Origin of the sequence: Yersinia canariae, assembly GCF_009831415.1 — a bacterium.
In the GTDB taxonomy this organism is placed as follows: Bacteria; Pseudomonadota; Gammaproteobacteria; order Enterobacterales; family Enterobacteriaceae; genus Yersinia; species Yersinia canariae.
In genome coordinates this window covers 3284764-3307036 of record NZ_CP043727.1, presented here as the reverse complement: position 1 = coordinate 3307036, position 22273 = coordinate 3284764, and the positions used below count along the sequence as shown (strand labels likewise).

Sequence of the window (22273 nt, the reverse complement as noted above, 5' to 3'; positions counted from 1 at the left end):
AATAAAATTACTCGCTTATTTTAAAACCTCGTTACCGTTAACGATGGTTTTAGTGATTTGATAATCGCGGGTAAAGGCAGTCAGGTTGGCTACTTTGCCTACTTCAATACTCCCTAACTGCTTATCCACGCCAATAGCGCGGGCCGCATAAAGTGTTGCCATACGCAATGCTTCGTCTAGCGCGATGCCAACATGTTCAACACTATTTTGGACCGCTTCTATCATGGTCAGTGCTGAACCGCTTAATGTGCCATTTTCATCCACACATAAACCATCGCGATAGTATATTGTTTTACCAGCAAAAATAAATTGATCAATTTCTGCGCCTGCCGGTGCGGTTGCATCAGTGACCAGTACTAATTTCTCACCTTTCAATCGCTTAGCATTGCGAATGTTAGCCCAATCTACATGCAGGCCATCAGCAATGACGCCTGTATACACTTCCGGTGTATCGAAAATTGCCCCAATTAAGCCTGGTTCACGCCCAGAGATGTAAGGCATTGCATTATAAAGGTGCGTTGCAAAGCGGATGCCGGCCGCAAAACCTTGACGAGCTTGCTGATAGGTTGCATTTGAGTGGCCGGAAGAAACCAGAATACCCGCTTCTGTCAGTTGACGAATATATTTGGCATCAACCATTTCAGGAGCCAATGTCACTTTGGTAATCACATCGGCATTGGCACACAGATAATCAATCATTTCAGCGCTAGGTTGACGGATAAACGCTGGATTGTGCGTCCCTTTCTTCTGTGGGCTGATATAAGGCCCTTCCAGATGCAGACCCAAAGCTTGATGCTGGTTTTTTTGCAGATACGAACGCATGACATTTACGCCGTGCTTCATATATTCATCACTGCAAGTAATCAGTGTTGGCAGGAAGCTGGTGCAACCTGACTTTTCATTCGCGCGCTGCATAATTTCCAGCGTCTTTTCGGAGATGGCTTCAAGTGAATCATTGAATTGCACACCACCGCAGCCATTAAGCTGAACATCAATAAAACCGGGGGCCAGGATGGCGCCACCCAAGTCGCGTACCTCAATGCCAGCCGGAAGTTCATCGGCAGGACAGATACGTTCGATCAATCCGTTAGCCACGACAACAGCGTGATTATCCAGTACTTCATGGCTGGTATAAATACGGCCGTGAGTTAAAGCGTACATCTTAACCCCCTAATAACTATTACAGATTCTTGATATTTTCAGCTTCTAATTCGCTGAAATATTTTACGGTTTTAACCTTCAATTCCATAGTCGAAGGTTCATCGCACACCATGATGGCTTTTGCATGCAGTTGCAGACAACTGATGGTCCACATGTGGTTGATGCTGCCTTCAACTGCGGCTTGCAAGGCTTGCGCTTTACCGCGGCCGGTCACCAGAATCATCACTTCTTCCGCATCCAATAATGTGCCGACACCCACGGTAAGTGCATATTTCGGCACGAGGTTTGCATCACCACCAAAGAAGCGGGAGTTTGCGATACGCGTTTCTTCGGTCAGCGTTTTGATGCGGGTGCGAGAGGCTAAAGAAGATGCTGGTTCGTTAAAGGCAATGTGGCCATCAACGCCCACGCCGCCCATGAACAGGTTAATTTTGCCATAAGACTTTATTTTTTCTTCGTAACGGCGACATTCTTCATCAATATCAGGCGCATTACCATTTAGAAGATTGATATTTTCAGCAGGGATATCTACATGATCAAAGAAGTTGCTGTGCATAAAGGTGTAGTAGCTTTCTGGGTGCTCTTGCGGCAGCCCAACATATTCATCCATGTTGAAAGTGACCACATTTTTGAAACTCACTTCACCCGCTTTATACAGCGAAACCAAGTGCTTATACGCTTCCATCGGTGTGCCGCCAGTCGGCAGCCCCAGGACAAATGGCCGGTCAGCGGTCGGTTTAAATGCATTGATGCGGTTAACGATATAACGCGCGGCCCATTTACCAACTTCTGTGGTGTTTTTCAGTGGGATAAGTCTCATCTTGCACCTCTTTGATTGCTAATAGTGGCTATACTCTACGCGGATTGAATCATTCAGATAAGCGTAACTCAGATTTTGATTCATGCGCTGGTACGATGCTTCGTTCATTTTTCGAATGATAAAATAAGTTTTGTATCATAGCTAGTCCATTGGTGCTTTTTGACTGGTTTTTGGTGACGTTTATCACAAAATAGGGGGTTTTAATTTGCGTTACGAAATAAATTTTTTACACTCCGCAATGAGTAATACGTGTCGTGAATAAATAGAAAGTGTGCCATGCGTTTTTCTAAAAGGTAGTGAGTCAAATAAATAAACTACTTAAAGGGTCCGATATCGGACGAATAGGGGGAAAGGTGAATATTCTTAGTTACTTGCAAAAAGTGGGTCGGGCTTTGATGGTCCCTGTGGCCACACTGCCTGCAGCCGCGATACTGATGGGTGTGGGCTACTGGATAGACCCCGTCAGCTGGGGTGGTGATAATGCACTAGCGGCATTGTTTATCAAGTCCGGTGCCGCCATCATCGATAATATGTCCGTGCTGTTCGCCATTGGTGTGGCTTATGGTATGTCAAAAGACAAAGACGGTGCTGCTGCACTGACCGGCTTTGTAGGCTTTCTGGTATTGACGACACTGTGTTCGCCAGCCGCAGTTTCGATGATTCAAAAGATTCCGGTTGATCAGGTTCCTGCTGCTTTCGGCAAAATCAACAACCAGTTCGTCGGTATCCTGGTGGGTATCATCTCAGCTGAGTTGTACAACCGCTTCAGCAGTGTTGAATTGCCAAAAGCGCTCTCTTTCTTCAGTGGCCGCCGTCTGGTTCCGATTCTGACGTCTTTCCTGATGATCGTGGTTGCCTTCATTCTGATGTACGTTTGGCCACTGATTTATAACGCATTGGTGACTTTCGGTGAATACATCAAAGATATGGGTTCTGTGGGCGCAGGTATCTATGCCTTCTTCAACCGCTTACTGATCCCCGTCGGCCTGCATCACGCCTTGAACTCAGTGTTCTGGTTTGACGTTGCCGGTATTAACGATATCCCTAACTTCCTGGGTGGCCAACAGTCTATCGATAGCGGTAAAGCTGTTGTCGGTATCACGGGCCGTTATCAGGCAGGTTTCTTCCCAATTATGATGTTTGGTTTACCTGGTGCGGCGCTGGCGATTTATCACTGCGCGCGTCCGGAAAACAAAGCAAAAGTGGCGGGTATCATGTTGGCGGGCGCATTCGCTGCCTTCTTCACCGGTATCACTGAACCACTTGAATTCTCCTTCATGTTCGTTGCACCGGTGCTGTACTTTATCCACGCCGTGCTGACCGGTATTTCTGTGTTCATTGCCGCCAGTATGCATTGGATTGCCGGCTTTGGTTTCAGCGCCGGCTTGGTGGATATGGTGTTGTCCTCCCGCAACCCGCTGGCGACACACTGGTACATGTTGATCCCACAAGGTCTGGTGTTCTTCGCGATTTACTACGTGATATTCCGTTTCACCATCAAGAAATTCAACTTGCTGACACCCGGCCGTGAACTGGCTGTTGAAGGCAGTGAAGAAGATGGTTATGACGTCAATGTTGATAAAACGCCAGAAGTTAACGAAAGCGAAATCAATGGGTTGGCGCGTCGTTACATTGGGGCCATTGGCGGTTCAGACAACCTGACGGGTATTGATGCTTGTATTACCCGTCTGCGTTTGAACGTCAAAGATTCTGCATTGGTGAATGACGGTGTTGCCAAACGCTTGGGCGCTTCTGGTGTTATTCGTCTGAACAAACAAAGTGTGCAAGTGATTGTGGGGACTCGTGCGGAACTGATTGCTTCGGCAATGCGTACGGTATTGGCCGGTGGCCCAATTCCTGCGGCAAGCAGCGCCACTGCTCCTGCTGCGGCCAAGCCTCAGGCAGTCATTAACACGGCGAAAACAGCTTCTTTGGTATTGGTTTCACCCATCACAGGTGATGTTGTGGCTTTGGAAGAGGTTCCTGATGAAGCCTTTGCCAGCAAAGCCGTCGGTGAGGGCATTGCCATCCGTCCAACGGATAAAACCGTGGTTTCTCCGGCAAACGGCACCATCGTAAAAATCTTCAACACTGACCATGCTTTCTGCCTGGAAACTGAAACCGGCGCTGAAATTGTGGTTCATATCGGGATTGATACGGTGAAACTGAACGGCCAGGGCTTTGCGCGGCTGGTTGAAGAAGGTGCCACTGTGGTTGCTGGTCAACCGGTGCTGGAGCTGGATTTGGCTTATCTCAACGCGAATGCACGCTCAATGATTAGCCCAGTTGTCGTCAGTAACATTGATGATTATGCGGGTATCTCGGTATTGGCGGGTAGCTCTGTGGTTGCTGGTCAAAGCCAACTGTTTGAGATTCAGAGCAAATAATCGGCTTAAGTCTGACGGTGAAAAGGTACTGAGGTACTGGATAACCGATTTAAGTTTTAGCCTAACCAACGGGAAGAGAGCAATCTCTTCCCGTTTTTTTGTTTTGTTTACGGTAACAAACGGTTGTTTCCAAGTCAGGCTTGTTGGATTATATGCGGTTATATTTGTTGCGTTTGCATTGAGGAATAGAACAATGAGTGAGGCAGAAGCCCGCCCAAGTAATTTTATCCGTCAGATTATTGACGAAGATTTAGCCAGCGGCAAACACACGTCGGTTCATACCCGCTTCCCGCCGGAGCCAAACGGCTACCTGCATATTGGCCATGCGAAGTCTATTTGCCTGAACTTTGGTATTGCACAAGACTATCAGGGGCAATGTAACCTGCGTTTTGACGACACCAACCCGGTGAAAGAAGACGTAGAATTCGTGGAGTCAATTAAACACGACGTAGAGTGGCTAGGCTTCACCTGGAGCGGTGATGTACGTTACTCCTCAGACTATTTTGATCAATTGTACCAGTACGCTGTAGAGCTGATTAACAAAGGCCTGGCGTATGTTGATGAGCTGACTGCTGAGCAAATGCGCGAATATCGCGGCACACTGACGGCTCCGGGTAAAAATAGCCCGTATCGCGACCGCAGTGTGGAAGAAAACTTGGCGCTGTTTGAAAAAATGCGTGCTGGTGGCTTTGCGGAAGGCACTGCTTGCTTGCGCGCTAAAATTGACATGGCGTCACCGTTTATCGTTATGCGTGATCCGGTGTTGTATCGCATCAAGTTTGCCGAACATCATCAGTCTGGTAATAAGTGGTGCATCTACCCGATGTATGACTTTACCCATTGTATTTCTGATGCGATCGAAGGCATTACTCATTCACTTTGTACATTAGAGTTCCAGGATAACCGTCGTTTGTATGATTGGGTTCTGGATAATATCTCCATTGAATGTCATCCGCGTCAGTATGAGTTCTCTCGTCTGAATCTCGAATACGCCATTATGTCTAAGCGTAAGCTGAACCAATTGGTGACTGAGAAGGTGGTAGAGGGCTGGGATGACCCGCGTATGCCAACTATTTCTGGCTTGCGTCGCCGTGGCTACACCGCAGCATCCATTCGTGAGTTCTGCCGCCGTATCGGTGTGACCAAGCAGGATAACAACGTTGAGATGATGGCGCTGGAATCTTGTATCCGTGATGATTTGAACGAAAATGCGCCACGGGCGATGGCTGTTCTGGATCCTATCAAGGTCGTTATTGAGAATCGTGCGGCTGGGGAAGAGTGGTTGACGATGCCAAATCATCCGAACAATCCGGATATGGGCACCCGTCAGGTACCTTTCGATAGTGAGATTTATATCGATCGCGCTGATTTTCGTGAAGAAGCCAATAAGCAATATAAGCGCCTGGTGCTGGGCAAAGAAGTGCGCCTGCGCAATGCTTATGTGATCAAAGCTGAGCGTGTTGAGAAAGATGCCGAAGGCAATGTCACGACACTTTATTGCAGCTATGACGCAGAAACTTTAAATAAAGACCCTTCTGACGGCCGTAAAGTGAAAGGGGTTATCCATTGGGTTTCAGTTAAGCATGCATTGCCTGCTGAAATTCGCTTATATGACCGCTTGTTTAGCGTACCAAACCCAGCGGCGGCAGAAGACTTCTTGTCAACTATCAACCCTGAGTCTTTGCTTATTCGCCAGGGCTTTGTGGAGCCAAGCTTGGCTGATGCGGTACCAGAAAAAACCTATCAGTTTGAACGTGAAGGTTATTTCTGTGCAGATAGCCGCTATTCACGCCCAGAAGCGCTGGTCTTTAACCGCACTGTAGGTCTGCGTGATACTTGGGCTGCTAAAGCCAATAACTGATTTTCGTCCTCAGATTCGCCTCAATTGGCGTGGCTAAGTCCACGCCTTTTTTATCTCTATCACATGAGTATTGTTCGTTTTACTAAACACGAACTGACTTTTCTATTTTACCTCCTGCCCATCCTATCCTTTGGTCAATGTCGACTGATTGCATTCTTTTCTCTCCCTTAAGCAGCGCTCTGTAAGTCTTTCTTAAATATTCGCTTTACGAATTAACTAAGAAAATAACACTGTTTTTCTCGAATAAATCTTATGTTTTATTGGTTGGGCTGAAACCATTCAAGATATCAATATGAGACGATTTTGTTCTGGAGATATCATGTTATGCATTGTTTTTTAAGCTTTTGTGAACTCTGTGATATTTTTTTACAGTTATGTGCTCATTGTCATACTTTGAATAATTAGCTCTATTTTTGATTGATAATTCGCGTCGCGAAAAATAGTCTGTACGCCAGCAGGGATCTTCGAGAATGTGTATTTCGAAAGCGAAGTTTGTTTTTTTAATGAGCAACTGCTGGTGGGAATTTCTCTCCAGCAAAATTTTACCCACTAGGGTTTTTTTGAGGCTAAACCTGTGAGCTGTGGTGGACACAGGGACGGCACTTTAAATGTGATGTCAAAGAGGAATTTTTTCATATGGTTACGCACGGTGCTAAACGTAAAACGTTAGCGCTCGCAGTCGCGGGTGCATTGTTAGGAACGGGGTTTATGGTGACCCCAGAGGCCAAGGCTGAAGGCTTTGTTGATGATTCATCACTGACGGGTGGTATTTACTATTGGCAGCGTCAGCGTGACCGTAAAGATTTAACGCCAGGTAGCGCGGAATATGGCAAGTACGTCGCAAACCTGCACCATTCCACATTTAACGCCAATCTGGACTTCTCTTCCGGTTATGCCGCAGACATGTTCGGTATCGACTTAGCGGCTTTCGGCGCAGTTGAAATGACCAACAGCGGCCCAGCTGCACCAAACGAAATTGGTTTCAGTGATGCTAAAACCCGTTGGGACGAAAAATGGACCGGCGATAAGAGCGGTGTAAGTGTTTACAAAGCAGCAGCAAAATTCAAATTAGGTAATTTCTGGGCGCGTGGTGGTTATATTCAACCTACCGGTCAGACCCTGCTAGCCCCACATTGGAGCTTTATGCCGGGTACCTATCGCGGTGCTGAAGGTGGCGCGAAATTCGATTTTGATACCGCGGGCGCACTGTCCATGTCTTACATGTGGACTGATGAATATAAAGCGCCATGGTATCAAAATATGTACAACTTCCGTCAAGCTGATGGCAAAACGGGCATAAGTTACCTGCACTCAATTGGTGCCAAATATGACTTTAAAAACAAGCTAGTACTGGAAGCGGCATTCGGTCAAGCCAAAGATTACATGGACCAATATTTTGCCAAGGCTTCTTATGCCTTCCCTATTGCGGGTAATGATCTGCGGACTTCTTACCAGTTCTACGGCGCAAAAGATAAAGTCGATGGCGGTTTCAAGGATGTTAATGACGTCTATGACGGCTTAGCGTGGTTACAGGCACTGACATTCGGCTATACCACTGGGCCATTTGATTTACGTTTGGAAGGAACGTGGGCCAAAGCCGACGGTAACCAAGGTTACTTCCTACAACGTATGACCCCAGGTTACGCAACCTCCAATGGCCGTCTGGACGTATGGTGGGATTCCCGTTCTGACTTCAACGCCAACGGTGAAAAAGCGCTGTTTGGTGGTGTGATGTATGACCTGAAAAACTGGAATATGGCCGGCTGGTCAGTCGGGACTTCCTATGCTTATGGTTGGGATGCCAAGCCGAGCACCAATCCAATTTATGACCAAAATAAGCGTTTGAAAGAATCAGCCTGGAACTTTGACATTCTTTATACCCTGCAAGAAGGCCGGGCAAAAGGCACATTATTCAAACTGCATTACACCATGTACGACAACCACACCAACATTCCAAGCTATGGTGGCGGTTTCGGCAACGTATTCCAGGATGAAAAAGACGTTAAATTCATCGTGATTGCGCCATTTACGATCTTCTGATTTTACCCGCTTGATTGCCAGCCCCGGCCTTTGTGCCGGGGTCATAATGGAGTGCCACCATGAAAAAAATACTTTTTATTATTGCCGCAGTGATGGGGTTAAGTGCTTGTGCCACACAAGGCCCGGTTCAGCCAGAAGACAGTAAACTTAAGCAAGCATACAGCGCCTGTATCAATGCCAGCGAAGGTCAACCGGAAAGATTGATCCCTTGCAAAGCTGTGCTGAACGTATTGAAACAAGAGAAATCTCATCAAGCCTTTACCGACAAAGAAACTGTTCGAGTATTGGATTATCAGCGCTGTATTGATGCAGCTCATACCGGCAATGGCCAGGCTTATGCGGCGCAGTGCGGCAAGCTTTGGCAAGAAATTCGCAACAACAATTAATCTACGACAACAATTAATCAACGACAGTAATTAATCCATGGCAACAATTAATCCACAAAAATGATTAATTGATGGCGACAATTGAACTAACAATAATTCTGTCAGCGTCAATACTTCAGTAGCAGCTTTGGCGGCGGTTATTCATTAAGGATGAGGTTAGTGATGAACAAATTCAGATTAAATGCGTTAGCGGCGATAACCGCAACCTTTGGCTTGATGGGATACGCGCATGCGGACACCACCAATCAGCAGATTGTTGATCAACTCAGCACGTTGAAAGTTAACTATAAAGTGTTGGATAACCGCGCTGCTGAAAATGGCGTCGATTGCGCTAAATTGGGCGCTGACTGGGCATCATGTAATAAGGTATTGATTACTCTGACCAACACTGGGGATGAGATCAAAGGCCAGGACTGGGCTATTTACTTCCATAGTATTCGTCAAATTCTAACAGTAGATAACGACCAATTTAAAATTACTCACCTGACCGGTGACCTACACAAAATTGAACCTACTGCCAAATTTACCGGCTTCCCAGCGAATCAGTCGGTTGAAATTCCAATCACTGGCGAATATTGGCAGCTATTTGCCACCGACTTTATGCCGCGGTGGTATGCCACTTCAGGTGATGCGAAGCCAAAAGTACTGAAAAATACCGATACTGAGGATATTAACGAATATTTGACTCAGTTTACGGGCGATCAGTGGAAGCGCACGAAAGACGACAATAACGTGCTGATGACACCAGAATCCCGTTTCGTCAAAAATGAAGCGGTGAAAACATTAGCGGCGGCTAACCTGCGCGGGCAGATTATCCCGACGCCAATGGAGGTGAAAGTTCACAAGCAAGATGCTGATTTGAGTCAAGGTGTGGCGCTTGACCTGAGCACTTTACCAAAGCCGGCAGCCGAGGCGGCGCAGCAGCGTTTTGAATTACTTGGCTTGAAGTCAAGTGCAACAGGTTTCCCGATTAAAACGTTAATTCAGCCGTCTGCTTTTAAAGGTGATTTAGCCGTTTCTGGTGCATATGAGTTGAAAATCGGCGAAAAGGGCGCGCAAGTCATTGGTTTTGACCCAACAGGTGTGTTTTACGGCCTGCAATCAATTCTTTCTTTAGTGCCGACTGATGGCAGCAAGAAGATTGCGACATTGGATGCCAAAGATGCGCCGCGCTTTGAATATCGTGGTGTTTTCCTCGATGTTGGGCGTAACTTCAAAACGAAAGATGCGGTGCTGCGTTTGCTCGATCAGATGGCCGCTTACAAGCTGAATAAATTCCATTTCCATCTTAGTGATGATGAAGGTTGGCGTATTGAGATTCCCGGCCTGCCAGAACTGACGGATGTGGGGAGCAAGCGTTGTCACGATTTAACTGAAAATACCTGCTTACTGCCACAATTGGGATCTGGCCCTGAGAGTAATAATCTGGGTTCTGGTCACTTTACCCGTGATGACTACATCGACATTCTGAAGTACGCCAAAGCCCGCCAAATTGAGGTCATTCCTGAGATTGATATGCCCGCGCATGCTCGTGCGGCTGTGGTGTCGATGGAAGCCCGTTACAACAATTTGATGAAGCAGGGTAAAGAAAAAGAAGCTAACGAATTCCGCCTGATTGACCCGACCGATGATTCCCAAACAACTTCTGTTCAGTTCTATGAACGCAAAAGTTATCTGAACCCATGTTTGGATTCTTCAAAACGCTTTGTCGACAAAGTGATTGGCGAAATGGCCCAGATGCACAAAGAAGCGGGGATGCCGCTGACCACGTGGCATTTCGGTGGTGATGAGGCGAAGAACATCCGTTTGGGCGCGGGTTTCCAGGACAAAAAGGGCCCGATTGAGCCGGGTAAAGGCATTATTGATAAGAGTGTGGAAGATAAGCCGTGGGCCAAATCTCAGGTTTGTCAGGATATGGTCAAACAAGGGAAAATTCAGGATGTTGAGCACCTTTCCAGCCACTTTGCTATTGAAGTTAGCAAGCTGGTGAATGCTCACGGCATTGAAAAAATGCAAGCCTGGCAAGATGGCCTTAAAGATGCCAAGGATGCGAAAGATTTTGCCACCAAACGTGTTGGCGTTAACTTCTGGGATACCCTCTACTGGGGCGGTGCCGACTCAATCAATGATTGGGCAAATAAAGGTTATGAAGTGGTCGCGTCCAATCCAGACTACGTTTATTTCGATATGCCGTATGAAGTTAACCCAAATGAACGCGGTTACTACTGGGCCACTCGCTTTAACGATGAAGCGAAGGTCTTTAGTTTCGCACCCGATAATATGCCGCAAAATGCTGAAACCTCGGTCGACCGCGACGGTAATCACTTCAGTGCTAAAAGTGATAAACCTTGGCCGGGCGTGCACGGCATTTCAGGGCAATCGTGGAATGAAACAGTTCGCACTGATGAACAGATGGAATACATGATTTTCCCTCGTGTATTACCACTGGCTGAGCGTGCCTGGCATCGTGCGTCTTGGGAACAAGATTATAAAGCTGGCCGTGAGTACAAAGGCGGTGAAACGCACATGGTTGATACCAAGGCGTTGAGTACGGATTGGCAGCGTTTTGCCAACATTATGGGCCAACGTGAATTAGCAAAACTGGATAAAGCCGGTGTGGCCTACCGCTTACCGGTTCCGGGAGCACGTGTTGTCGCAGGGGTATTGGAGGCTAACATTTCTTTGCCGGGTTTGATTATTGAATATTCCACCGATGGCGGTAAGCAATGGCAGAAGTATGATGCCAAAGTACAACCTAAAGTCAGTGGTGATGTGTTGATTCGCTCCTCCAGCCCGGATGGTAAGCGCAGTAGCCGTGCGGAGTCCGTTAAAGTTTGATTATTGCTATCAAAGTGCTGTGTCTGATGTTAACTCCTGTTTGCCGGGTTTTTCGGTAAACAATATTAAGTGAAGTTGAGTTGATGGTTTTCCCCCGGCAAGTCCGGGGTTTTTTTTGCTTTAAATTTATGGGGGAGTAATCGGAGATAAATAAGAATGACCACCTGACTCCCGACCGAGTTTATCTCAGGTTGCTGACTGGGAAAGGTGGCCATTTTGCTGATGGGTCTAAGTTAATCAGACAATAGCACGCCGTTATCTGAATTAAAGAAAACCGTAATACTGTTCAGTGCTAAAAATCTTTATAAGATCAATGCGATAAAGCTACATTATCTTTTATCGTGCGCAGACTCATTTTCGCGGCAATCGCCGGTTTCACAGTGGCCGTACAAATACAGACTGTGATTGGTCAGCTTAATGCCATGTTGTTTAGCAATTTCACGTTGAAGCGATTCAATGGATTCATTACTAAATTCAATCACTTTGCCGCAATCCAGGCAAATTAGGTGATCGTGATGGTGTTGCTGCGTCAGCTCAAAGACTGATTTGCCGCCTTCGAAATTATGGCGGGTAACAATACCGGCATCATCAAACTGATTTAGGACGCGGTAAACCGTCGCCAAACCAATTTCTTCACCGATATCGATCAGCTTTTTATAAAGATCTTCCGCGCTGACGTGATGGCACGCCGGATCTTGCAACACTTCCAGAATCTTAAGCCGGGGCAGTGTTACTTTAAGGCCAGCGTTTTTTAAGGCTTTGTTGTTGTCAGTCATGCGGATTCAGTCCTGTTACTATCGATTCAAATTAAGGCTGTTCAGCCTATGACATCCGTGGCGCAATATTCTCAATTGCGTCTCATTATAGAACTGCTAGCCCCAAATGAAAACCGTGGTTGTTAACAAAGATATAATTGCACACTTTGTCAGATTAATCATGCAATGTATTGATGAATGGGATTGTTGCATCATTTAAGTATATGGCGGCCAGACGTAACGTTACAAATTTGTAGCGGTTTATTTTCATTTTGCACGAATGAAGATGCGGATCTGTGGGCGGGTTAACAGAGTAGGGCGAGTGGCGTGGGGGTAACGAAAACGCGCGGCAATGTTTAACATCAACCTCGCGTTTCCGATATACCTGCCATTCTTCAAGCTACAAGTGCATTGGTTGCCTTCCTGCAACTCGAATTATTTAGGGCACATGACAAATTAACCGGTGATTTCGGCCAAATTCAGTTCTTCACTGATCTGTTTTACCCAAGCTTCAACACGTTCATTCGTCAGTTCTGGCTGCCTGTCTTCATCAATGGCTAAACCAATAAAGTGATCATCATCCGCTAAGCCTTTGGAAGCTTCGAAGTGATAACCCGCAGTTGGCCAGTGGCCGACGATTGCAGCGCCACGCGGCTCGATGATATCGCGCACGGTTCCCATCGCATCACAGAAATACTCAGCATAGTCTTCCTGATCACCACAACCGAACAATGCAACCAATTTGCCGTTGAAATCGATCTCTTCCAGTGTTGGGAAGAAATCATCCCAATCACATTGGGCTTCACCGTAATACCAAGTTGGGATACCGATCAGCAGAATATCGAAGCCTTCCAAATCTTCTTTGCTGCTCTTGGCAATGTCGTGAACCTCAGCAACATCTTTGCCCAGTTGCTTTTGGATCATCTTGGCAATGTTTTCGGTATTGCCAGTATCGCTGCCAAAGAAAATGCCTACAGTTGCCATATAACTTAATACCTTTTTAATTCAAATAGTTGTGAAAATTACCAAGCGCTCTGCCCGATAATATAACACATGTATAGGGCGATATAATGCCAGAAAACCTCGGCAGGCCGATATCAAGTTTATGCGATATTAAATTTTTGTGAGTGACTCAACCTTATAACCTCATTGCCGATAACCTCAGTGTAACGAGAAAGTTGCAATTTGCGGTGCCAGAGGGAAAACCGTCAGATGAAAGTCTGCCGGGAAAGGAGTTGTCGTTAGCTGTATGGAGCGTCCTTTATTGCTTTTCGGTCATCAAATAACACCTGCGTCTCTAACGGTAACTATCCGATATATAAGGGGAACGAACATGCAGTTTTTAAAAAATATAACTATCAGGGCCGCACTACTTTGGGTGCTTGGGGCATTTTGCCTGCTATGGGGGGGCGTATCCGGTTATACGTTGTTATCACTGAATCAACTGACACAATCTTCTAATGCCAACAGTGTGTTGGTTGAAAACATGAATTTGGTCAATCAGGGGACGGATCAATATTTTCGGATGGTGACACGCCTTGCCCGTTCAGTCGATTACCGTCAGAGCGGTAACATTGCCGATGCAGATAAGGAGCTAAAATCATCCAATGTCGCACTTGAAAATCTGAAAAAGGAGTTGGCGCAGTTTAAAGCTATTGACCATGCACAGATTGATCCCGCGTTGGTCACTGGAGTGATTGATGGGTGGAGTGCGCTAATTGATCAAGGCGTTACGCCGCTTTATCAGGCGGCGATGGGCAATAACAGCGCGGCTTATCAGGATTTAGCGAAAAAGACCGTACCCGCGCTGAGTCGCCAATATGGTTCTGTTGCTGAGAATTTCAATCAGGCCGCATCGCAGGCCATCGGGGTAGCTAAAGATCAGTTTGCTCATCTGACAAAAGTGAGCAGCATAATATTAATTTCCGCGTTGGTGGCTGGGTTAGTAATTTTGCTGGCAACTGACCGCTACCTGTCGGTTAACTTGGTTCGCCCGTTGGATGATATTCGTGCCCATTTTCGAGTGATTGCCTCCGGCCAGTTGGGCCAGCCCATTGCGGATTTTGGTCGTAACTGTGTTGGGCAATTATTTCCACTGCTCCGCGATGTGCAAAGCAGTTTGGCGAATACGGTAAAAGCTATCCGCAGCAGCACTGATGGGATTTACCACGGGGCGGCTGAAATATCTGCTGGCAATACGGATTTATCATCACGAACAGAGCAACAGGCCGCTGCATTGGAAGAGACGGCCGCCAGCATGGAGCAGTTAACCGCCACGGTAAAACATAACGCGGATAATGCACATCACGCCAGCCAACTGGCGGCAAATGCTTCTATCACCGCCAAAAAAGGTGGGGCGCTGGTGGCAGATGTGGTTCATACCATGGATGAGATCTCTGCCAGTTCACGCAAAATCGCGGAAATCACAACAGTCATTAATAGTATTGCTTTCCAAACTAATATTCTGGCACTGAATGCTGCCGTTGAAGCGGCCAGAGCTGGGGAACAAGGTCGTGGTTTCGCCGTGGTTGCCAGTGAGGTGCGCAATCTTGCACAGCGCAGCGCACAGGCGGCGAAAGAGATTGATAGCTTGATAACTGAGTCAGTTAACCGTGTGAGTAGCGGTTCAGCCTTGGTAGAAAGTGCTGGGGTAACCATGGATGAAATTGTCCGTTCCATCACCAACGTAACTGATCTGATGGGGGAAATCGCTTCGGCGTCTGATGAGCAAAGCAAGGGAATTACTCAGGTCGGGCAGGCGGTGGCTGAAATGGACAGCGTGACTCAGCAAAATGCTGCGCTGGTACAGCAGGCTTCCCGGGCGGCAGCTTCACTTGAGGAACAAGCGACTCAGCTAAACCAAGCGGTGGCCGTGTTTAAATTGAGAGCAGACGATATGCAGGTAAAACCGACGGTCAAGCCTCGGGCCAATGTAGTAGCGGCGATGCCGACAGCCAAGGTGGATAACAATGCAAACTGGGAAACTTTCTAAACCCGTATTGCTAAACTTATTGTGAGGATATTGGCGTGGCGTAATCACTTACGCCACGCCGTCGTGATAACCGAAAGGGTTAAAACCCTTCTTCTGAGTGCGCTAATTGAGCAAGTAACATCTGTTCAATCAGTTCACTACGGCTGATGTTGCGCTGCTCAGCAAGGCTATTGAGAGCATCGACGGCATCGGCGTTAATCTTCAGTTCCACGCGTCGTAAGCCACGTACTTTATCGCGCCGTAGTTGATTTCGCTTATTAATTCTAAGCTGTTCATCACGGGATAATGGGTTTGTTTTCGGGCGCCCCGGACGGCGTTCATCTGCGAACAGATCCAGCGTCGTGCGATCCGTTTGTTCTTTTGCCATAGGTAGCGGTACTACAAGGGATTTACATCAGAAATTTCTGACGATTCGGTTTACACGTTTCAGGCCGATACCTTTCTTATTTGAAGCCGCTAATAACACCGCAACTCCAATTCATTAGGGTATGAACCAACTGCCTGAATTTGCATTTGCCACCAAACTCTGTAGCAAATTTATAGCGCGCCATAATACCCCAGCCAACCGAGCAACGACAATGGTTTACTGTGATTAGATTGGGCTAATTCATTCTTTTTTGCACAATTTTTCCACAGGAAATACATTTCTTTTCCCCAGGGTATGATTTTTAATCAACATCCAGTGCGCATGGTTCATTTTTCACTCAGTGCTATTTTTCGCCAGCACTGTCATCATCAATAAAACGGTGAATAGCACGTAATACAGAATCGGGTTTTTCCGCATGTACCCAATGACCCGTTCCGGCAACAACATAAGCACGGGCTTGTGGAAATTGGCGGGCAATCTCATCGCGATAACTATCCTGAATATAGGGCGATAATTCACCGCGAATGAACAAAATAGGGTGAGGCCACGGCGCAATAGGTTGCCAGCCGACAATATTTTCGTACTGATCCCATAATGCAGGGACGTTAAACCGCCACTCGCCGTTGTGGAATGATTTCAATAAGAATTGAATAACGCCTTCTTCTTTTATTGATTCGCGCATCAGTTGGGCGGCTTCTTGGCGCTGAGTCACACCCGCGGCACTGACGGCATTAATAGCGGTGAAAATCTGATCATGACGGCGCACTTGATAATTGATTGGTGCGACATCTATTGCGATCAGTTTTTCAATGCGGTCGGGGGCAATTTCTGTCATTGCCATTGCCACTTTCCCCCCCATGGAATGACCGATAATTATCGCTTTTTCTATGGCGAGATTATCCATCAGCTCCAGCACATCCTGCGCCATAGCGGGGTAATTGACCTCCGGCGACCGAGGGGATAAGCCGTGGTCACGCAAATCAACCTGAATCACATCATGGTCTTTATGTAAGTCACGCGCCAGCACACCGAGGTTATCAAGATTGCCAAATAACCCATGAATCAGGATGATCGGCAGGGAAGGAGTGGGCGAAAGAGTGTTTTGTAAGCGGAAGTTTAATTTCATGGCGAAGTTCATACTGAGAGATATTGTGGTTAGGGTATCATGACTGAGCAAGTGTGTGCTGCTTCACAATCAGGGTTCATGTGGATTATTCAGTTGTGGCTGATGTGATGGGGATTTATCGCGGATAAAGCCATGATAAAGGTACTCGTGAGCGCGCTTTGACTTTATAATCCTAAGATATGCATAAGAAAGTAGAAACCGTACTGGATAAAGATGAAAACTATTGAACTCGACGAAGAACTTTATCGCTATATCGCCAGCCATACTCAACACATTGGTGAGAGCGCATCCGATATTTTACGGCGCATGCTGAAATTCACGGCCGGTCAGCCGGTACCCAGCGCATCTACCAGTCACTCACATAGCAGCCATGATGTCGCTCAAGCGGTGGCGGCTCCAGCACCACGGGATCGAGTTCGTGCTGTGCGCGAATTGCTGTTGTCTGATGAGTATGCTGAGCAAAACAGGGCGGTTAACCGCTTTATGTTGGTGCTGTCGACATTATATACCTTGGATGCGCAAGCATTTGCAGAAGCGACGGAGTCTTTACATGGTCGTACCCGCGTTTATTTTGCGGGTGATCAACAGACTTTGTCGCAAAATGGGACGCACACCAAGCCCAAACATGTCCCCGGTACGCCATACTGGGTAATAACCAATACTAATACCGAGCGTAAGCGCAGTATGGTGCAACATATCATGCTGACAATGCAGTTCCCGCCGGATTTGACTGACAAAGTGTGCGGGACTATTTAATTTCGTTGAAACTATACTCTGAATGATTCGAGATGTAGGCCGCCAACACACCTGCGACTTGAAGTATGACGGGTAGATAGGGAGTAGTGACTGTGGCTAATCACCCTCGTGCCGGGCAAGCAGCTCAGCAAAGCGATTTGATTAATGTTGCTCAGTTGACGTCGCAATATTATGTATTGCAGCCGGATGCTGAAAACCAGGCCCATGCGATCAAGTTTGGGACGTCGGGCCATCGTGGCAGCTCATTGCGCCACAGTTTTAATGAAGCACATATTTTAGCTATTGCTCAGGCGATCGCCGAAGTTCGTCACCAGCACGGGATAACTGGCCCGTGTTATGTGGGCAAAGATACCCACGCATTGTCTGAACCGGCTTTTATTTCGGTATTGGAAGTGCTGACGGCAAATGGCGTGGATGTCGTGGTGCAGCAGGACAATGGCTTCACCCCAACCCCGGCGATTTCCCATGCCATTCTTTGCTACAACGCGCAGGGTAAAGACTTGGCTGATGGTATTGTCATCACGCCATCTCATAACCCACCTGAAGATGGCGGCATTAAGTATAATCCGCCGAATGGTGGCCCGGCCGATACCAATCTGACCTCGGTGATTGAGAAGCGCGCTAATCAATTACTCAGTCTGAAATTAGAGGGCGTCAAACGCCAGACTCTGGATAAAGCCTGGCGTGGCAATCATCTGCGTGAGCAGGATTTGATTCAGCCCTATGTGGAAGGTTTGGTCGATGTCGTTGATATCCCAGCCATTCAAAATGCGGGGCTGAAGCTAGGTGTTGACCCACTCGGCGGCTCTGGTATTGCTTACTGGCAGCGGATTGGCGAGCACTATAAGCTGGATCTGACGTTAGTTAATGATTCTATCGACCAGACTTTCCGCTTTATGCATCTGGATCATGATGGTGTTATCCGCATGGATTGCTCATCAGAATGCGCGATGGCGGGCTTGCTGGCGTTGCGTGATAAATTTGATTTAGCTTTTGCCAATGATCCCGATTACGACCGCCACGGTATTGTAACGCCAGTTGGATTGATGAATCCGAATCATTATTTGGCGGTATCTATCAATTATCTGTTCCAGCATCGCCCACAGTGGGGCGCTGATGTGGCGGTAGGTAAGACGTTAGTCTCCAGCGCGATGATTGACCGAGTGGTTGCTGATTTGGGCCGTAAGCTGGTGGAAGTCCCCGTTGGTTTCAAATGGTTTGTTGACGGGTTGCACGACGGCAGCTTTGGGTTTGGTGGTGAAGAGAGCGCCGGGGCATCTTTCCTGCGCTTTAATGGCAAACCTTGGTCGACGGACAAAGACGGCATTATTATGTGCTTGTTAGCGGCTGAAATCACCGCGGTGACGGGGCGGAATCCACAGCACCATTATGATGATTTGGCACAACGATTTGGTGCGCCAAGTTATAACCGTATCCAGGCTCCTGCTACTCAAGCACAGAAAAATGCTTTGTCCAAGCTGTCGCCTGAAATGGTGAAAGCTAGCACCTTGGCAGGTGATCCTATCACCGCGCGCTTAACAACAGCTCCGGGTAATGGTGCCTCGATTGGTGGGCTGAAAGTCATGACTGACAACGGTTGGTTTGCGGCTCGCCCATCGGGTACAGAAGACGCATATAAAATTTACTGTGAAAGTTTCCTGGGCGCAGAGCATCGCGAGAAGATAGAGCAGGAAGCAGTTGATATTGTTAGTGATGTATTAGCCGGCAAGCAGTAATAACCGGTCAGAAATAGCGCCTATTGGCGCTATTTTTTTATGAGAAACTCAAACCGTTGCCTAATAATAGTATTACGATGATTAATTATTTATAGCAGTCAATAAGTTAGAGATTTTATCTATTGAAATATTAGAATACTTCGAATATGTAATATTTTCTTGAAAGGCTTCTTTGGGTGAAAAAGAAGAGATTGCCTCAGAAATATAGGCTATTTCTGGTAAGTTTTCACCAAAATAAGCAGGGTTATTTAAATACATTAGTTGTAATTCATTGTTTTTTTCACCAAGCACATTAATGAGTCTTTTTTCTGTTAATTTTTCAATGTCAGGCATTCTTTTACTAAAAACGTGAGATAAATCTGTTCGGTAAAAGTCACCCAAATCAGCCCTCTCGGCTAGCAGTGATAATGAGTCTTCAGGATTGATGGCATAGTTTTTTGCCAGGAGAACAATGAATTCTTCACTATTTTTTTTATCATGTTCACTATGATGTCTAAGATATGATTTTGTTTGTAAATGCTTAACTTTATAGCCATCTATAGAATACTGATCTTTGATAACAACAACAAGATTATTAGAATGATCCTCTGTGCTCGATATCATCAAGTGATTGCCAAAACGCTCAAATTTTAATTCATGGAAAAAATAGTCATCAATGCTGATCGTGTTTTCTTCACCACTGTATTCAACTATCAAGTTAATTCCCTCATAAGAGGAAAATACATACATATCATTGCCATGTCCACCTGCTAAATAATCATTATTTCTCCCTCCTTCAATATAATCATTACCTTCGCCACCAAATATTTTATCATTACCGCGCCAACTGGTTTCTCTGGCAAAACCGCTAAAGCTGTCTGAGTCGCCATGTAATTCATCCTCACCCTCACCCCCATCAAGAAAGTCATCACCCGCTCCACCCGCCAGCCCATCATTACCTTTGCCGCCGACCAATATGTCATTTCCATCTTGACCAAACAGTGAATCAAAAGAGTCATAACCCTGAAGAAGATCATTGCCATCTCCACCGGCTAAATTGTCATTTTTATCGCCCCCAATAATAGTATTTTTCCCCTCACCACCAATCACTTCATTTCTAATATATTTATGCCCAAATAAATTTTCATCGCCAGTTAATACAAATCTATTTGAGGGGCGGTTATTAGTGATCAGATGCTGTGCTGAATTATATTTCAGATCATTTCTAGTGAGCAGTAACTCCTTACTGGGCCCATCGTAAAGGTTTTCTCTTTTTTTTGTTTCATTTAATGTTAAGAATAATTCATTTTTCACTCCATTTTTGTCGTGTAAAATTACAGACTTAACGAGAAGTTTTCCATTTTTAATTATGTGAAAAGTTTTGATAACAGGATGGTTATTATCGAAGAGTATAATAACTTTAAGCTTTGAATCTTCATATTGAAAGAATACTTTATCAAGAGGTATATAGTCTAAAAAAATAGATTTCATATCTCCGTTGCTTATCAATGCACCAGTAATAGGCGTTGTTGTTTTTTTATGGTTGATTTTTTTCATTTTCAAAATGGTTTCCTTTTCTGAGGGTGTTAGCGATGGGCTCCTATTCGATTTTAAAAAAATAATGACATTAAATGAAGCGCAACATTATTACGTTTGCTTATTTAACTGAGTATGAATAATAAATGTTTTTTTGCTGTTCATGTCAAGAGTAGTAGAGGCTTGCATTGCAATGAATTATCTTTTTTAATCTTTAAATATCATAGTGCTATTAGTGTGTAGGGTGTCAGAAAACTGACACTCTAATATTATATTTCTTATTTTATCTATCTCATTACTTTTCATTGTTAGGAATGGATTATCCCAACGCGACCATTAAAGCACCCGCAGTAATCAGGGCTACCCCTAATCCAGCAATCAGAGAGATTTTTTCGCCAAACAGAATAAAGGCCAAAATGACGGCGAAAACTACACTGAGTTTATCAATAGGGGCAACTTGCGAAACATTGCCGTTTTTTATCGCCATAAAATAGAATAGCCAGGATAATGCACCTGCGACACCACTGAGTATCACAAAAAGAAGCGCTTTTTTATCTGCTAATACTGTACCGACCAGGTTAAATTTTCCCTGAATGACCACAACACCGACTAAGAATAGTGCCATTACTACCGCACGGACTGCGGTAGCAGTATTGGCATCCAAATGTTGCAGACCAATTTTACCGAAGATTGCCACTAAAGAGGCGGAGAGGGCAGACAGTAGGGCGTAAATTAACCACGTGCTCATAATAAATAAAACCCATTATCATTTAAAAACCTGATGCTACTCCGCTGGGCAGTCTTTTCCCAGCATCAATACCAAATCTGTTGGTAAATAGCCTGTTACGGAATAAAGCGATAGCCCACACCGGTTTCCGTTAACAGATGCTTAGGACGGGTAGGGTCGGTTTCTAATTTTTGGCGAAGATGACCCATATAAATACGCAGGTAATGGCTGTGCTCGACATAATTTGGCCCCCAGACTTGGCTGAGTAACTGGCGTTGGGTAATAACCTTGCCCGCATTAGCTAACAATGCCGAAAGTAAGCGAAACTCAATGGGGGTCAAATGGAGGTCAACGCCGGCACGGGTGACTTGGCGGTTAATCAAATCCACACTGATATCTGAAAAGTTGACTAAGGGGCTTTCCTGACTCCCGCCACTGTGACGGCGTAAAGCAACACGGACTCGCGCTAACAATTCACTGATACCAAAGGGTTTACTCAGATAATCATCCGCACCGGCATCCAGTGCGGCGACCTTGTCCTCTTCACGACTACGTGCCGATAACACAATAATCGGGATGGCGCTCCACTGACGGAGATCCTGAATATAACTCAGGCCATCACCGTCTGGCAGGCCCAAATCTAAAATAATGAGGTCTGGTTTGCGCGTCCCCGCTTCAATTAGGCCGCGTTGCAGCGTATCACTCTCAAATACCCGCCAGCCCTCGCCCTCCAGTGCAATGCGAACAAAGCGCCGGATCTCTTTTTCATCTTCAACAATCAGGATGTTAATCGGGGAGATAATCAG

The 22273-nt window shown here is 46.1% G+C and carries 17 protein-coding genes; 8 read left to right on the top strand and 9 right to left on the bottom strand.

The genetic code is table 11. From position 1 onward, the window contains the following. Positions 1 to 15: 15 nt before the first annotated feature. Positions 16 to 1161: an N-acetylglucosamine-6-phosphate deacetylase gene (gene nagA, locus F0T03_RS15290; RefSeq protein WP_145554472.1), complete on the bottom strand. Its 1146-nt coding sequence runs from the start codon at positions 1159 to 1161 to the stop codon at positions 16 to 18. Between the two features lie 19 nt (positions 1162 to 1180). Next, on the bottom strand, positions 1181 to 1981 hold the full coding sequence (gene nagB / locus F0T03_RS15285) for a glucosamine-6-phosphate deaminase (protein ID WP_159679300.1): 801 nt from the start codon (positions 1979 to 1981) through the stop codon (positions 1181 to 1183). Between the two features lie 353 nt (positions 1982 to 2334). Between nagB and nagE the strand changes: the two genes are divergently transcribed. The 5 genes from nagE to F0T03_RS15260 all read left to right on the top strand — a co-directional run bounded on the left by nagE (position 2335) and on the right by F0T03_RS15260 (position 11493). Then, positions 2335 to 4368: an N-acetylglucosamine-specific PTS transporter subunit IIBC gene (gene nagE / locus F0T03_RS15280; protein WP_159679298.1), complete on the top strand. Its 2034-nt coding sequence runs from the start codon at positions 2335 to 2337 to the stop codon at positions 4366 to 4368. A 193-nt stretch (positions 4369 to 4561) separates the two neighbouring features. Beyond that, positions 4562 to 6229: a glutamine--tRNA ligase gene (gene glnS, locus F0T03_RS15275; protein ID WP_159679295.1), complete on the top strand. Its 1668-nt coding sequence runs from the start codon at positions 4562 to 4564 to the stop codon at positions 6227 to 6229. A gap of 636 nt (positions 6230 to 6865) precedes the next feature. After that, entirely contained in the window at positions 6866 to 8269 is a 1404-nt protein-coding gene (gene chiP / locus F0T03_RS15270) for a chitoporin ChiP (protein ID WP_159679292.1), read from the top strand. A 59-nt stretch (positions 8270 to 8328) separates the two neighbouring features. Further along, the gene (gene chiQ, locus F0T03_RS15265) at positions 8329 to 8655 is read left to right on the top strand and encodes a ChiQ/YbfN family lipoprotein (protein ID WP_159679289.1); all 327 of its coding nucleotides are present in this window, start codon (positions 8329 to 8331) and stop codon (positions 8653 to 8655) included. Between the two features lie 162 nt (positions 8656 to 8817). After that, entirely contained in the window at positions 8818 to 11493 is a 2676-nt protein-coding gene (locus F0T03_RS15260) for a beta-N-acetylhexosaminidase (RefSeq protein ID WP_159679287.1), read from the top strand. A 329-nt stretch (positions 11494 to 11822) separates the two neighbouring features. Here the strand turns inward: F0T03_RS15260 and fur are convergent, their stop codons facing one another. After that, positions 11823 to 12269, bottom strand: a complete 447-nt coding sequence (gene fur, locus F0T03_RS15255) for a ferric iron uptake transcriptional regulator (RefSeq protein ID WP_050098914.1) — start codon at positions 12267 to 12269, stop codon at positions 11823 to 11825. A gap of 435 nt (positions 12270 to 12704) precedes the next feature. Further along, complete coding sequence (gene fldA / locus F0T03_RS15250; protein WP_145554465.1) at positions 12705 to 13232, bottom strand: flavodoxin FldA; 528 nt, start codon at positions 13230 to 13232, stop codon at positions 12705 to 12707. 349 nt (positions 13233 to 13581) lie between these two features. On the opposite strand from fldA, the gene F0T03_RS15245 reads away from it, so the two are divergent. Beyond that, positions 13582 to 15240, top strand: coding sequence for a methyl-accepting chemotaxis protein (locus F0T03_RS15245; protein WP_159679285.1), 1659 nt, complete (start codon positions 13582 to 13584; stop codon positions 15238 to 15240). Positions 15241 to 15319: 79 nt separating this feature from the next. Here the strand turns inward: F0T03_RS15245 and ybfE are convergent, their stop codons facing one another. Both ybfE and ybfF read right to left on the bottom strand, forming a co-directional pair. Continuing rightward, complete coding sequence (ybfE, locus tag F0T03_RS15240) at positions 15320 to 15607, bottom strand: LexA regulated protein (protein WP_145554463.1); 288 nt, start codon at positions 15605 to 15607, stop codon at positions 15320 to 15322. Positions 15608 to 15950: 343 nt separating this feature from the next. Beyond that, positions 15951 to 16733 carry an esterase gene (gene ybfF, locus F0T03_RS15235; RefSeq protein WP_145554462.1) on the bottom strand — a complete coding sequence of 261 codons (783 nt, stop codon included), beginning with the start codon at positions 16731 to 16733 and terminating at the stop codon, positions 15951 to 15953. A 213-nt stretch (positions 16734 to 16946) separates the two neighbouring features. Here ybfF and seqA point away from each other — a divergent pair, with 213 nt between their 5' ends. Next, on the top strand, positions 16947 to 17489 hold the full coding sequence (seqA, locus tag F0T03_RS15230) for a replication initiation negative regulator SeqA (protein ID WP_145554461.1): 543 nt from the start codon (positions 16947 to 16949) through the stop codon (positions 17487 to 17489). Positions 17490 to 17581: 92 nt separating this feature from the next. Continuing rightward, positions 17582 to 19225 (top strand): phosphoglucomutase (alpha-D-glucose-1,6-bisphosphate-dependent), encoded by a 1644-nt coding sequence (pgm, locus tag F0T03_RS15225; protein ID WP_159679283.1) that lies wholly within the window; start codon positions 17582 to 17584, stop codon positions 19223 to 19225. Between the two features lie 81 nt (positions 19226 to 19306). Here the strand turns inward: pgm and F0T03_RS15220 are convergent, their stop codons facing one another. From F0T03_RS15220 to kdpE, 3 genes are all read right to left on the bottom strand, one after another. Then, on the bottom strand, positions 19307 to 20761 hold the full coding sequence (locus F0T03_RS15220) for a calcium-binding protein (RefSeq protein ID WP_159679281.1): 1455 nt from the start codon (positions 20759 to 20761) through the stop codon (positions 19307 to 19309). A gap of 298 nt (positions 20762 to 21059) precedes the next feature. Continuing rightward, entirely contained in the window at positions 21060 to 21488 is a 429-nt protein-coding gene (locus F0T03_RS15215) for an EamA family transporter (RefSeq protein WP_145554396.1), read from the bottom strand. 95 nt (positions 21489 to 21583) lie between these two features. After that, the gene (gene kdpE / locus F0T03_RS15210; protein WP_159680934.1) at positions 21584 to 22273 is read right to left on the bottom strand and encodes a two-component system response regulator KdpE; all 690 of its coding nucleotides are present in this window, start codon (positions 22271 to 22273) and stop codon (positions 21584 to 21586) included.

What these genes read in the sequence shown, in the direction of transcription:
- ybfE (WP_145554463.1), bottom strand. Translation starts at nt 15,607, where the DNA reads ATGGCAAAAGAACAAACGGATCGCACGACGCTGGATCTGTTCGCAGAT.
- F0T03_RS15220 (WP_159679281.1), bottom strand. Translation starts at nt 20,761, where the DNA reads ATGAAAAAAATCAACCATAAAAAAACAACAACGCCTATTACTGGTGCA.
- nagA (WP_145554472.1), bottom strand. Translation starts at nt 1,161, where the DNA reads ATGTACGCTTTAACTCACGGCCGTATTTATACCAGCCATGAAGTACTG.
- fur (WP_050098914.1), bottom strand. Translation starts at nt 12,269, where the DNA reads ATGACTGACAACAACAAAGCCTTAAAAAACGCTGGCCTTAAAGTAACA.
- F0T03_RS15215 (WP_145554396.1), bottom strand. Translation starts at nt 21,488, where the DNA reads ATGAGCACGTGGTTAATTTACGCCCTACTGTCTGCCCTCTCCGCCTCT.
- fldA (WP_145554465.1), bottom strand. Translation starts at nt 13,232, where the DNA reads ATGGCAACTGTAGGCATTTTCTTTGGCAGCGATACTGGCAATACCGAA.
- nagB (WP_159679300.1), bottom strand. Translation starts at nt 1,981, where the DNA reads ATGAGACTTATCCCACTGAAAAACACCACAGAAGTTGGTAAATGGGCC.
- F0T03_RS15245 (WP_159679285.1), top strand. Translation starts at nt 13,582, where the DNA reads ATGCAGTTTTTAAAAAATATAACTATCAGGGCCGCACTACTTTGGGTG.
- ybfF (WP_145554462.1), bottom strand. Translation starts at nt 16,733, where the DNA reads ATGAAATTAAACTTCCGCTTACAAAACACTCTTTCGCCCACTCCTTCC.
- F0T03_RS15260 (WP_159679287.1), top strand. Translation starts at nt 8,818, where the DNA reads ATGAACAAATTCAGATTAAATGCGTTAGCGGCGATAACCGCAACCTTT.
- glnS (WP_159679295.1), top strand. Translation starts at nt 4,562, where the DNA reads ATGAGTGAGGCAGAAGCCCGCCCAAGTAATTTTATCCGTCAGATTATT.
- seqA (WP_145554461.1), top strand. Translation starts at nt 16,947, where the DNA reads ATGAAAACTATTGAACTCGACGAAGAACTTTATCGCTATATCGCCAGC.
- chiP (WP_159679292.1), top strand. Translation starts at nt 6,866, where the DNA reads ATGGTTACGCACGGTGCTAAACGTAAAACGTTAGCGCTCGCAGTCGCG.
- chiQ (WP_159679289.1), top strand. Translation starts at nt 8,329, where the DNA reads ATGAAAAAAATACTTTTTATTATTGCCGCAGTGATGGGGTTAAGTGCT.